At 73.1% G+C, this 12,393-nt stretch carries 10 protein-coding genes; 9 read left to right on the top strand and 1 reads right to left on the bottom strand.

The window, feature by feature from the left end; genetic code table 11:
• Together ABD361_RS10250 and ABD361_RS10245 are read left to right on the top strand one after the other, a co-directional pair.
• Positions 1 to 242: malic enzyme-like NAD(P)-binding protein (locus tag ABD361_RS10250; RefSeq protein WP_344434589.1), on the top strand; the 242-nt coding region annotated here is incomplete at its 5' end.
• A 286-nt stretch (positions 243 to 528) separates the two neighbouring features.
• Positions 529 to 810 carry an HU family DNA-binding protein gene (locus ABD361_RS10245; RefSeq protein ID WP_190128934.1) on the top strand — a complete coding sequence of 94 codons (282 nt, stop codon included), beginning with the start codon at positions 529 to 531 and terminating at the stop codon, positions 808 to 810.
• 227 nt (positions 811 to 1,037) lie between these two features.
• Here ABD361_RS10245 and murA read toward each other — a convergent pair whose 3' ends face one another.
• The gene (gene murA, locus ABD361_RS10240; protein WP_344434588.1) at positions 1,038 to 2,390 is read right to left on the bottom strand and encodes a UDP-N-acetylglucosamine 1-carboxyvinyltransferase; all 1,353 of its coding nucleotides are present in this window, start codon (positions 2,388 to 2,390) and stop codon (positions 1,038 to 1,040) included.
• Positions 2,391 to 2,775: 385 nt separating this feature from the next.
• Here murA and ABD361_RS10235 point away from each other — a divergent pair, with 385 nt between their 5' ends.
• The 7 genes from ABD361_RS10235 (at position 2,776) to ABD361_RS10205 (ending at position 11,030) form a co-directional block, all read left to right on the top strand.
• Positions 2,776 to 3,369: a YqgE/AlgH family protein gene (locus tag ABD361_RS10235; RefSeq protein ID WP_344434587.1), complete on the top strand. Its 594-nt coding sequence runs from the start codon at positions 2,776 to 2,778 to the stop codon at positions 3,367 to 3,369.
• A gap of 30 nt (positions 3,370 to 3,399) precedes the next feature.
• On the top strand, positions 3,400 to 3,693 hold the full coding sequence (locus ABD361_RS10230) for a DUF3039 domain-containing protein (RefSeq protein WP_344434586.1): 294 nt from the start codon (positions 3,400 to 3,402) through the stop codon (positions 3,691 to 3,693).
• Positions 3,694 to 3,815: 122 nt separating this feature from the next.
• Positions 3,816 to 5,465 carry a beta-N-acetylhexosaminidase gene (locus ABD361_RS10225; protein WP_344434585.1) on the top strand — a complete coding sequence of 550 codons (1,650 nt, stop codon included), beginning with the start codon at positions 3,816 to 3,818 and terminating at the stop codon, positions 5,463 to 5,465.
• Between the two features lie 332 nt (positions 5,466 to 5,797).
• Positions 5,798 to 6,712: an FAD binding domain-containing protein gene (locus ABD361_RS10220; protein WP_344434583.1), complete on the top strand. Its 915-nt coding sequence runs from the start codon at positions 5,798 to 5,800 to the stop codon at positions 6,710 to 6,712.
• Positions 6,709 to 8,130 (top strand): 2Fe-2S iron-sulfur cluster-binding protein, encoded by a 1,422-nt coding sequence (locus ABD361_RS10215; protein WP_344434582.1) that lies wholly within the window; start codon positions 6,709 to 6,711, stop codon positions 8,128 to 8,130. The genes ABD361_RS10220 and ABD361_RS10215 overlap by 4 nt, the downstream gene beginning before the upstream one ends.
• A gap of 5 nt (positions 8,131 to 8,135) precedes the next feature.
• Entirely contained in the window at positions 8,136 to 10,502 is a 2,367-nt protein-coding gene (locus ABD361_RS10210) for a xanthine dehydrogenase family protein molybdopterin-binding subunit (RefSeq protein ID WP_344434613.1), read from the top strand.
• An 81-nt stretch (positions 10,503 to 10,583) separates the two neighbouring features.
• The gene (locus ABD361_RS10205; protein ID WP_344434581.1) at positions 10,584 to 11,030 is read left to right on the top strand and encodes a hypothetical protein; all 447 of its coding nucleotides are present in this window, start codon (positions 10,584 to 10,586) and stop codon (positions 11,028 to 11,030) included.
• Positions 11,031 to 12,393 lie beyond the last annotated feature (1,363 nt).

Raw genomic sequence — 12,393 nt, 5'->3', positions numbered from 1 at the left:
ACGTCCTGGTCTTCCCCGGCGTCTTCCGCGGCCTGCTCGACGCCCAGTCCCGCACCGTGAACACCGACATGATGCTCGCCGCCGCCCGCGCCCTCGCCGACGTCGTCCACGGCGAGGAACTCAACGCGAACTACATCATCCCCAGCGTCTTCAACGACAAGGTCGCCGGGGCGGTCGCGGGTGCGGTCCGGGAGGCCGCCAAGGCGGCCGGAGCGGCTGTGACGGCCACCACGACGCTCTGAGCACGGCGCGTCGAGTGGCGCGACGCCACTTGGCCCCCCATAAGGTGTCGGGCAGACATCCGGCTGCAGAAATGCGGCTGCATCCGAGGCTGTGGCGCTGGCCGTGGCGCTTTCCGTGTGACTCTCCAGGGTGCCGGATTGGCTTTCCCGCCACTGGTGGGGGCAGGATGCGTAACCGGGCGCGAGGGTCTGGCAAACGGACCCGGGTCCGGGGACTGTCCGAGGGCCCTGGCAGCATCGGCTTCGATCTCACGCCTCATTGGCAAGAAGAACACGGGAGTACAACATGAACCGCAGTGAGCTGGTGGCCGCAGTGGCCGACCGCGCCGAGGTGACCCGCAAGGACGCCGACGCCGTTCTGGCTGCTTTCGCCGAGACCGTCGGCGAGATCGTCGCGAAGGGCGACGAGAAGGTCACCATCCCCGGCTTCCTGACCTTCGAGCGCACGCACCGTGCCGCTCGGACCGCGCGCAACCCGCAGACGGGCGAGCCGATCCAGATCGCTGCCGGTTACAGCGTGAAGGTCTCCGCGGGCTCCAAGCTCAAGGAAGCCGCGAAGGGCAAGTAAACCTTCAGCAGGAAGGGCGGCCACCCCACCGGGGTGGCCGCCCTTTCGGCGTAAACGGCCCGTGAACGGCCCGTGAACCCCCTAACGCCTCGTCAGGGTGCCCAGGGCCCAACCGCCTCGCGCCCGCCCCGTGGCGCCCCGTCAGGGCGCGCGGCCGCAAACGGAAGGGCGGGCTGCGCATGCAGCCCGCCCTTCCGTTGATGCAGTCGTGACGCAGTCGCCCCGGCTCAGCCCTGCGCAGCAGCCTCCGCACCGCCGGGCAGTTCCACGTTGGCGCCCAGATCGCGCAGCTTCTGCATGAAGTTCTCGTAGCCGCGGTTGATCAGGTCGATGCCGTGCACCCGCGACGTGCCCTGCGCCGCCAGCGCGGCGATGAGGTACGAGAAGCCGCCGCGCAGGTCGGGGATGACCAGGTCGGCGCCCTGCAGCTTCGTCGGGCCGGAGACGACCGCGGAGTGCAGGAAGTTGCGCTGGCCGAAGCGGCAGGCCGAGCCGCCCAGGCACTCGCGGTACAGCTGGATGTGCGCGCCCATCTGGTTCAGCGCCGACGTGAAGCCCAGGCGGGACTCGTAGACCGTCTCGTGGACGATCGACAGGCCGCTGGCCTGCGTCAGGGCGACGACCAGCGGCTGCTGCCAGTCGGTCTGGAAGCCGGGGTGGACGTCCGTCTCCAGCGCTATGGCCTTGAGCGAGCCGCCCGGGTGCCAGAAGCGGATGCCGTCGTCGTCGATCTCGAAGGCGCCGCCGACCTTGCGGTAGGTGTTGAGGAAGGTCATCATCTCGCGCTGGCTGGCGCCGCGGACGTAGATGTTGCCCTCGGTGGCCAGGGCGGCCGAGGCCCAGGAGGCGGACTCCAGGCGGTCGGGCAGGGCGCGGTGGTTGTAGCCGCCGAGCGTGTCGACACCGGTGATGCGGATGGTGCGGTCGGTGTCCATGGCGATGATCGCGCCCATCTTCTGCAGCACGCAGATGAGGTCCTCGATCTCGGGTTCGACCGCCGCGTTGGACAGCTCGGTGACGCCCTCGGCGAGCACGGCCGTCAGCAGCACCTGCTCGGTCGCGCCGACCGACGGGTACGGCAGGCGGATCTTGCAGCCGCGCAGCCGCTGCGGGGCCTCCAGGTACTGGCCGCCCTCGCGCTTCTCGATGGTCGCGCCGAACTGGCGCAGCACCTCGAAGTGGAAGTCGATCGGCCGGCCGCCGATGTCGCAGCCGCCCAGGCCGGGGATGAAGGCGTGGCCGAGGCGGTGCAGCAGCGGGCCGCAGAAGAGGATCGGGATGCGCGAGGAGCCGGCGTGCGCGTCGATGTCCGCGACGTTGGCGCTCTCCACGTAGGTCGGGTCCATGACCAGCTCGCCGGGCTCGTCGCCCGGGCGGACGGTCACGCCGTGCAGCTGCAGCAGGCCGCGCACCACGCGCACGTCGCGGATGTCGGGGACGTTGCGCAGCCGGGACGGCCCGGTGCCGAGCAGGGCGGCGACCATGGCCTTGGGCACGAGGTTCTTGGCGCCGCGGACGCGGATCTCTCCCTCGAGCGGGGTACCGCCGTGGACAAGCAGGACATCGTCAGGGCCGGTCATGGATCTCGCGTTCCTGGAGTTGGGCAAGGGGCAAGAAGAAAGGGTAATGCGACCGCGGGGCCCTTCTGCCGCCCCGCAGGGGGTGCGGGAACGTCATGGGTTTGTCACAACACGCTCCGTTAATGGAACGGTCGCTACCGGTTATCACGCCGCCGTCGCGGCCGGGCGGCTACGGGCGGTATGACCCCTTACGGGCGCTGCACGCACTCGCAAGACGCTCCCGGACCCTTCCGGGTTCCCCGGTTGCGGCGCAGGCATTCCGGCCCCCGCGGCCCGCAGCGGTGCCCCGGAACGCTGCAGGGCTGCTCTCGTACGCCCCCGCCCGCCCCTGCCGGGCGGGCCACCGCACTCCCCACAGCGGCCCGAAATGCGGGATCATGTCGCCATGACCGAGGTGTCCTCGCTCACAGGGCGACTGCTCGTGGCGACGCCGGCTCTGGCCGACCCGAACTTCGACCGGGCCGTGGTCCTGCTGCTCGACCACGACGCGGAGGGCTCCCTGGGCGTGATCCTCAACCGGCCGACCCCCATCGGCGTCGGCGACATCCTCCAGTCCTGGGCGGCGCTCGCCGGGGAGCCGGGCGTCGTCTTCCAGGGCGGTCCGGTCTCGCTGGACTCGGCCCTCGGCGTGGCCGTGGTGCCGGGCGAGGCCCACGGCGGCGGCGCCGGGGCCGGCGCCGCGCCCGGGCCGCTGGGCTGGCGCCGGGTGCACGGGGCGATCGGCCTGGTCGACCTGGAGGCCCCGCCGGAGCTGCTGGCCAGACAGGTGGGCTCGCTGCGGATCTTCGCCGGGTACTCGGGCTGGGGCCCGGGCCAGCTGGAGGAGGAGCTGGTCGAGGGCGCCTGGTACGTGGTGGAGTCCGAGCCCGGCGACGTCTCCTCGCCCGACCCGCAGCGGCTGTGGCGGGCCGTGCTGCGCCGCCAGCGCAACGAACTGGCGATGGTCGCCACCTATCCGGACGACCCGAGCCTCAACTGACCCGGCTCCGCCCCAGTACCCTTGGAGACCATGAGCACTCTCGAGCCCGAGCGCGGAGCAGGTACCGGCACCCTCGTAGAGCCGACACCGCAGGTGTCGCACGGCGACGGCGACCACGAGCGCTTCGCCCACTACGTCCAGAAGGACAAGATCATGGAGAGCGCGCTCTCCGGCTCCCCGGTCGTCGCCCTGTGCGGCAAGGTCTGGGTGCCCGGGCGCGACCCCAAGAAGTACCCGGTCTGCCCGATGTGCAAGGAGATCTTCGACGGCATGGGCGCCGGCGGCGACGACAAGGGTGGCAAGGGCGGCAAGGGCGACAAGTAGCCCCCTCCCTGCCCGCCTCGGCTCTGCCACGGCTCCCGGGACGCACCTGGCGTGCGCTCCGGGAGCCGTGCGTGCATACGCGTGCGTGCATACGACGGCCTGCGGCTGTCGATGATCGGGGCATGACCGATGCCGACGCCGCCCACACGCTGATCCCCGCGCCGCGCTCCGTCCGGGAGGTGCCGCCCGCGGGCCTGTACGTCCTCGACGAGGACACCCTCGTCGAGGCGCGGCCCGGCACCGAGGGCACCGCCCGCTGGCTGCGCGCCACGGTCGGGGCCGCCACCGGCCTGCCCCTCGCCCCGGGCGATGACGACGACAACCGCCTCGTCCTCGCCGTCGACCCCGCCGTGGAGCGCGAGCTCGGCCCGGAGGGCTACCGGATCGTCGTCGACGGATACGCCGTACGCCTCGACGGCGGCAGCCCGGCCGGCGTCTTCTGGGCGGCCCAGACCCTGCGCCAGCTGCTCGGCCCGGACGCGTTCCGGCGCGCGCCGGTCACGGGCAGGCGGGAGTGGCACCTGCCCTGCGTCGTCGTCGAGGACGCCCCCCGCTTCGCCTGGCGCGGTGTCCTGCTCGACGTCGCGCGGCACTTCATGCCCAAGGACGGCGTGCTGCGCTACATCGACCTGCTGGCCGCCCACAAGCTCAACGTCCTGCACCTGCACCTGACGGACGACCAGGGCTGGCGGCTGCAGATCGACGCCCACCCCCGGCTGACCGAGGTCGGCGCCTGGCGGGCGCGTACGAAGGTGGGGCACCGTGCCTCGCCGCTGTGGGACGAGCGGCCGCACGGCGGTCACTACACCAAGGACGACGTGCGCGAGATCGTCGCCTACGCCGCCGAGCGGCACGTCATGGTCGTTCCCGAGATCGACCTGCCCGGCCACTCGCAGGCCGCGATCGCCGCCTATCCCGAGCTGGGCAACACCGACGTCGTCGACACCGCCGCCCTCGGGGTCTGGGACACCTGGGGCATCAACCCCAACGTGCTCGCGCCCACCGACCGCGTCCTCGCCTTCTACGAGGACGTCCTGACGGAGGTCCTCGACCTCTTCCCGTCGCCGTTCGTGCACATCGGCGGCGACGAGTGCCCCAAGGACCAGTGGCGCGCCTCGCCGGCCGCGCAGGCGCGGATGGCGGCGGAGGGGCTGGCGGACGAGGAGGAGCTGCAGAGCTGGTTCATCCGCCACTTCGACCGCTGGCTCGCGCAGCGCGGCCGCCGCCTCGTCGGCTGGGACGAGATCCTCGAAGGCGGCCTGGCGGAAGGGGCGGTCGTCTCCTCCTGGCGCGGCTACGCGGGCGGGGTCGCCGCCGCCCGGGCCGGGCACGACGTCGTCATGTGCCCCGAGCAGCACGTCTACCTCGACCACCGGCAGGCTCCCGGCCCCGACGAGCCCGTGCCCATCGGCTACGTGCGCACCCTGGAGGACGTCCACCGGTTCGAGCCCGTACCGCCCGGTCTGACCGGCGAGGAGGCGCGCCGGGTGCTGGGCGCGCAGGCCAACCTGTGGACCGAGGTGATGGAGAACCAGCAGCGCGTGGACTACCAGGCGTTCCCCCGCCTGGCCGCGTTCGCCGAGACCGTGTGGTCCGTGCTGCCCGCGCCCGCGGAGCGCGACTTCGCCGGGTTCGAACGGCGCATGGCCGCCCACTATCCGCGCCTGGACGCCCTCGGCGTCGATTACCGGCCGCCCGCCGGCCCCCGCCCCTGGCAGCGCCGGCCCGGCGTGCTCGGACGCCCGATCGAGGGCGCGCCCCCGATCGTGTGAGCCCGGCGGGAAGCTGACGAACCGTACGACGGCTCCTGGCACGGTGGTCCTTCGCACACCGCCGTAAGTCGCACAAGGGTTCCGAAGCATGGCATTACGCGGGCAATCGTCCCCATCATGACCAAATCGGCCATCCGGCCCGGGGTGGAGCCGGTCGCCACATACGGACCTTTTGTGTAAGCAGGTGCGTTCCGGTGGTTCGTGGACCCTCACGACGGCGGACCCGGAAGATGTGCCACAGTTTCCACGTCCGGGCCGACAGCACGTACCGTACGGCGAGACCTGGCGGAACAGTCGGGACCACCGGGACCACCGGGGAAGGGGCAGCTGGGTTGACCACGCACGCACCACAGGCGGCGCACACCGTGACGTTGCCGGGCTCGCTCGACGAAGCCGTGGCAGCGCTGGCCGCCATGCCCACGGCCGTGCCCGTCGCCGGGGGCACCGACCTGATGGCCGCCGTCAACGCCGGCCTGCTGCGCCCCGCCGGCCTCGTCGGCCTCGGCCGCATCAACGAGATCCGCGGCTGGCAGTACCAGGACGGCGCCGCCCTGCTCGGTGCCGGGCTCACCCACGCCCGCATGGGACGGCCCGACTTCGCCGCCCTCATGCCCGCCCTCGCCGCCGCCGCCCGCACCGCCGGACCGCCCCAGATCCGCAACGCCGGCACCCTCGGCGGCAACATCGCCTCCGCCGCCCCGACCGGCGACTGCCTGCCCGTCCTCGCCGCCCTGGAGGCCTCCCTCGTCATCGCCGGCCCCGGCGGCACGCGCCGGGAGGTCCCCGTCGGCCACCTCCTGGCCGGCCTCGACATGCTCCGCCCCGGCGAGCTGATCGGCTACGTCCGCGTGCCCCTGCTGCACGCCCCGCAGACCTTCCTCAAGGCCACCGGCCGCACCGGCCCCGGCCGCGCCACGGCCTCCGTGGCCGTCGTCCTCGACCCGGCGCGGCGCAGCGTGCGCTGCGCGGTCGGCGCCGTGGCACCCATGCCGCTGCGCCCGTTCGACGCCGAGCGCTGGGTGTCCTCGATCGTCGACTGGGACGGCGAACGCGCCCTCGCGCCCGACGTCCTGGCCGCCTTCGGCGAGTACGTCGCCACCGCCTGCATCCCCGATCCGACACCCGCGCCGGACGCCCTGACCGACCACGGGGCGGCCGCGCCCGGTACCCTGCCGCCGGCCGTGCTGCACCTGCGTCGTACGGTGGCGACCCTGGCCCGCCGAGCACTGGGGAGGGCACTCGCGTGAGTGACGAACAGCAGCACCACACCGCCGCGCCCGGCGCGGGCACCTGGCAGCCCATCCCGCAGGGCGCCGGCCTCGACGCCGAGGGCACCACCTTCGTACAGCTCCCGCCCGAGCTGCTCGCCCACCCGGGCCCGGGCGCCACCGGTTCCTGGGACCCCCTCACCGCGCCCGGCACGGGCTACACGCCGCCGCCGGCCGACACCGGCCACTGGCAGACGGCGTACGAGCCGGCCGCCGCGCCGGCCCCGGCCGCTCCTGCTGCCCCTGCCGCTCCTGCCGCGGAGGGGCTCGACGACACGCAGCAGTGGGCCATGCCGTTCGCCACCGCTGACGAGCCCGCACACGAGCCCGCGCAGCCCGCACATGAGCCCGCGCCCGCGCACGTCCACGACGTGCACGGCACGGGGCAGTGGACGGTCCCGGCCGCCGGGGACGACTCCGTGGAGGAGTCCGGCGAGTACGCGCTGCGCGACGCCGGCGCCGTCACCGGTGCGGGCGATCACGGCCCGCAGGAGTGGACGCCCACTCCGGCCGGTACTCCTGCCGAGAGCCCGGCCGTTGACGTGGCGGAACCGGTGGAGGAGCCGGTTGCTCCCGCGGCAACCGCGGAAGGGGACGCGGCCGCGGCCGACCACGCGGACCACGCCGACCACACGGACCACGCGGACACCCCCGACCACCCGGCCGAGCCCGCGGACACCGCAGACCACGCCGACGCCGCCACCGACTACGCCGCCACCGACTACGCCGACGCGGCCACCGGCTACGCCGAGCCCGGACCGGCCGCCGAGGCGCACCCCCACAACGAACACCCCTGCGCCTCCTACGTCCTGCGCGTCAACGGCACCGACCGGCCCGTGACCGGCGCCTGGATCGGCGAGTCGCTGCTGTACGTGCTGCGCGAGCGCCTCGGTCTCGCCGGCGCCAAGGACGGCTGCTCGCAGGGCGAGTGCGGCGCCTGCTCCGTCCAGGTCGACGGCCGCCTCGTGGCCTCCTGCCTCGTGCCCGCCGCGACCACCGCCGGCTCCGAGATCCGCACCGTCGAGGGCCTGGCCGAGCACGGCCGGCCCTCCGACGTGCAGCGCGCCCTCATCGACTGCGGCGCCGTCCAGTGCGGCTTCTGCGTACCAGGCATGGCCATGACCGTGCACGACCTGCTGGAGGGCAACCACGCTCCCAGCGACCTGGAGACCCGCCAGGCCCTGTGCGGCAACCTGTGCCGCTGCTCCGGCTACCAGGGCGTCCTCGCCGCCGTCCGCCAGGTCGCCGAGGAGCGCGCCGAAGCGGCCGCGGCCCTGGCCGAGGCCCAGGAACAGCAGGAGGGCGGCCAGGGCGACGGCACGGCCCGCATCCCGCACCAGGCGGCCCCGTACGGCGACGACGGCACCGGCAGCGGCTTCGGAAAGGCGACGGCATGACGGCAATGGGCGGCACGTCCGGCATGGGCGGGGCGGGTGGAGCTGCGGGCACGCCGGGCCTGGACGACCCCGGTTCCGTCGCCACGGCCTTCGCCCTGCCCGTCACCACCCCTCCGGCCCGGCTGCGCGGCATCGGCGTCTCCCTGCCGGCGACCGACGCCCCCGCCAAGACCCAGGGCACCTTCCCCTACGCCGCCGACCTGTGGGCCGAGGGCCTGCTGTGGGCCGCCGTCCTGCGCTCCCCGCACCCCCACGCCCGCATCGTCTCGCTCGACACCTCCGCCGCCGCCGCGATGCCGGGCGTACGCGCCGTGGTCACCCACGCCGACGTGCCCGGCCGGGGCCCGCACGGCCACCGCACCGCCGACCGGCCCGTCTTCGCCTCGGACGTCGTGCGCCACCACGGCGAGCCCCTCGCCGCCGTGGCCGCCGACCACCCCGACACCGCCCGCCTCGCCGCGGCGGCCATCGCCGTCGAGTACGAGCTGCTGGACCCGGTCACCGACCCCGAGCAGGCCTTCGCCGCCGAACCCCTGCACCCCGACGGCAACCTCGTCCGCCACATCCCGCTGAGCTTCGGCGACCCGGAGGTCGTCGGCGACGTGATCGTCGAGGGGCTGTACCGCATCGGGCGCCAGGACCCCGCGCCCATCGGCGCCGAGGCCGCCCTCGCCGTACCCCGCCCCGACGGCGGCGTCGAGATCTACACCGCCTCCACCGACCCGCACGCCGACCGCGACCTCGTCGCCGCCCGCCTCGGTCTGGAACCCGAACGCGTCAAGGTCGTCGTCACCGGCGTCCCCGGCGCCATGGGCGACCGCGAGGACCCCGGCACCCAGCTCGCCCTCGGCCTGCTCGCCCTGCGCACCGGCCACCCGGTCAAGCTCGTCGCCACCCGCGAGGAGTCCTTCCTCAGCCACCCCCACCGGCACCCCACCCTGCTGCGCTACCGCCACCACGCCGACGCCGAGGGCCGGCTGCTGAAGGTCGAGGCGCAGATCCTCATGGACGCCGGCGCCTACGCCGACTCCTCCTCCGAGGCCCTCGCCGCCGCCGTCGCCTTCGCCTGCGGCCCGTACGTCGTCCCCAACGCCTTCGTCGAGGGCTGGGCCGTCCGCACCAACAACCCGCCCTCCGGCCACGTGCGCGGCGAGGGCGCCCTGCAGGTGTGCGCCGCCTACGAGGGCCAGATGGACAAGCTCGCGGCCCAGCTCGGCCTCGACCCCGCCGAAGTGCGCCTGCGCAACGTCATGGCCACCGGCGACGTGCTGCCCACCGGCCAGACCGTCACCTGCCCGGCCCCGGTCGCCGAGCTCCTGCGCGCCGTACGCGACTACCCCCTCCCGCCGCTCCCGGTGGACGACCCCTCCGGCACCGACGACCACTGGCTGCTGCCCGGCGGCCCCGACGGCGCCGGCGAACCGGGCGCGGTGCGGCGCGGCGTCGGCTACGGCGTGGGCATGGTCCACATGCTCGGCGCCGAGGGTGCCGACGAGGTCTCCACCGCCACGGTCAAGGTCACCGGCTCGGTGGCCACGGTCATCTGCGCCGCCGTCGAGACCGGGCAGGGCTTCACCACCCTCGCCCGGCAGATCGTGCAGGACGTCCTCGGCATCGACGAGGTCCACGTCGCCCCCGTCGACACCGACCAGCCCCCCTCCGGCCCCGCCGGCCACGGCCGCCACACCTGGGTCTCCGGCGGCGCCGTCGAACGCGCCGCCCGCATGGTGCGCACCCAGCTCCTGCAGCCGCTGGCCCACCAGTTCGGCATGTCGACCGAGCTGCTGACCATCGCCGACGGCAAGATCACGTCGTACGACGGCGTGCTCAGCACCAGCGTCGACGAGGCCCTGGCCGGCAAGGAGCTCTGGGCCACCGCCCAGTGCCGCCCCCACCCCACCGAACCCCTCGACGCGACCGGCCAGGGCGACGCCTTCGTGGGCATGGCCTTCTGCGCGGTGCGCGCCGTCGTGGACGTCGACGTCGAACTCGGCACCGTACGGGTGGTGGAGATGGCCGTCGCCCAGGACGTCGGCCGCGTCCTCAACCCCGCCCAGGCCCGCGCCCGCATCGAAGCAGGAGTGACCCAGGGCATCGGCGCGGCCCTGACGGAGAACCTCCGCACGGCAGGCGGCCAGGTCCGCCGCCCGGACCTCACGTCGTACGCCCTGCCGACGTCACTGGACGCCCCCGACATCCACGTGGTCAAGCTCGTCGAGGAACGCGACGTGGTCGCCCCCTTCGGCGCCAAGGCCATCAGCGCGGTCCCGGTCGTCACCTCCCCGGCGGCGGTGGCCTCCGCGGTACGCGCCGCCACGGGTCGCCCGGTGAACCGCCTGCCCATCCGCCCGCAAACCGCGACGGTGAACTGAGTACCTCTACTCAGGTGACCTGTCGGTCCCCCTTAGTAACCTGACCCCACCGGAAAACGGGACAGCAGGGACAACTGAGGGGTGGGGAACAAGGTGGCGGCCGCGGGCCCGCGTTCAGCATCACGACTGCAGGCGGAACTGGACACGCTCAAAACCTTCAAGGGCCAGGTGGACGAGCTCCTGACCACCTTCCACGAAGGCGAGGCGGCCCCACCCCGCATAGCCGACGCCCGCCTGGCCGCTGGCCACCTGGGCGTGAACTTCACCGAGGCGAACGGGCTGCACGGCGCCTATAACGAGGTCCACACCCAACTGGAGACCTTCTCCCGGCTCCTCGCCGACCAGATCGAAGCCCTGAGCACCGCGGTCCTGGGCGCCCGGATCGGCTACGAAAACGTCGACGCCGACCTCCGCGACCGCATGTGGGCCATCCAGCACCGCACGGAACAGCTCTACAACCCCACCCTGGACCCGAACGCCACCCCGGCAGCCCCCGCCAAGCGCGGCAGCGACGAAGGAGCCATCTGATGACGACTCCGGTCGGCCCCGTGATCAACCAGCCGGTGAGCGGCCTGTTCACCACGTCGGACTTCGAGTCGAAGTCCCACGAGGAACTGCGCGCGATGGTGGCGAACGCGGACCCGGGCCAGACGAGGGCCCTGAGCGAGAAACTGAGCACAGCCGCAGCAGCCATCACCAGGATCGGCACCCGGCTCAAGGAACACATGGCAGCCGTCCACTGGGAAGGCGAAGGCGGCGACGCCTTCCGCACCTGGGGCGCCAACATGGCCAACTCCACCCTCCGCCTCGGCGACTTCGCCAAAACGGCGAGCACGTGGATGGGCCACGCGGCCTCGACCCTGAGCGACGTCAAAAAGGCAATGCCGGACATCCCCGCTGCCGACAGGACCACGCTGGCCTCGTACCACCAGAACCACCCCGGCCAGGTGGGCTCGGTACCCCAGTCCGTCCTCACCGAACAACCCACCGGCCTCCAACCGCAGGGCCCGACCCAGCAACAGGCATACGCCGCCCAGCAACGCCTGGAGAAGGAGCGCCTGGAAGCAGCCCGCCTGATGCGCCAACTGGCGGAGTCGTACTCGTGGTCGACCCACAACCTGCAGACGGCGCCGCGGCCTACTTTCCCGCCTCCGCCTCGGGGCCTCATGCCTGATCCCAGGGATGCTTCCGAGTACATCCCAGCACCGTCAGGACGCGGAACATCTGGGAGCGTAGGTGGTGGAAACCATGAAGCCCTTCCTGTAGTCGCTGGAGGAGGGCAGAGGCAGGGATACACCACCGGACTCTCTGGCAGCGCAGGTGGGCATGTAAGTGCGCCGGACCTACTGCCAAATGCCAGATCCGGTGCGGCCTCCTCTCACCTCCGGGTGGACGGAGGGCTAGCTGTACCGCATGTTCCGGCAGCAACACCGGGCCTGGAGGGAACACCGCAGATTGGTGGCAGCCGCGACATGCCTGTTGTGCCTCCAGTACCGCATGTTGCCCCCGGCCCCGCCACTACTCGTGCAGGCGGACAAGCGGTTGCCGAGGCTGCACGGGGTATTGGTGGAGGCCGCTTCGATATCGCTCCGGGCATGCCGGAACGAGGCGCTGGTCGCGGCCGGGTTCCCCTCCCCGGCGTGCGTTTGCCTGGCGATGGCATTGTCGGTGGCCGGGGATTCCCTCGCACTCCGAATCAGCTTGAGGCCCCCGCGACGGGCGGCACGGTAGGGGGCGCGCAACTTGGCCAGGGGCGCAGCCAGGCGGCTTCTCCCATGGGATATACACCGGCTCACGGTGCTGCGCCCGGAGGGCCTGCAGGACGAGCGGGAAGCGCAACCCCGGGGCGTCGCCTGGCGACGAACCCCGGGGGAGTGGTGGGAGGCACTGC

This window comes from Streptomyces luteosporeus (assembly GCF_039532865.1).
Classification (GTDB): Bacteria; Actinomycetota; Actinomycetes; order Streptomycetales; family Streptomycetaceae; genus Streptomyces; species Streptomyces luteosporeus.
The sequence above is the reverse complement of the archived record's forward strand: the minus strand, read 5'-3'. Positions and strand labels throughout refer to the sequence as shown.

What these genes read in the sequence shown, in the direction of transcription:
- ABD361_RS10225 (WP_344434585.1), top strand. Translation starts at nt 3,816, where the DNA reads ATGACCGATGCCGACGCCGCCCACACGCTGATCCCCGCGCCGCGCTCC.
- ABD361_RS10210 (WP_344434613.1), top strand. Translation starts at nt 8,136, where the DNA reads ATGGGCGGCACGTCCGGCATGGGCGGGGCGGGTGGAGCTGCGGGCACG.
- murA (WP_344434588.1), bottom strand. Translation starts at nt 2,390, where the DNA reads ATGACCGGCCCTGACGATGTCCTGCTTGTCCACGGCGGTACCCCGCTC.
- ABD361_RS10230 (WP_344434586.1), top strand. Translation starts at nt 3,400, where the DNA reads ATGAGCACTCTCGAGCCCGAGCGCGGAGCAGGTACCGGCACCCTCGTA.
- ABD361_RS10245 (WP_190128934.1), top strand. Translation starts at nt 529, where the DNA reads ATGAACCGCAGTGAGCTGGTGGCCGCAGTGGCCGACCGCGCCGAGGTG.
- ABD361_RS10235 (WP_344434587.1), top strand. Translation starts at nt 2,776, where the DNA reads ATGACCGAGGTGTCCTCGCTCACAGGGCGACTGCTCGTGGCGACGCCG.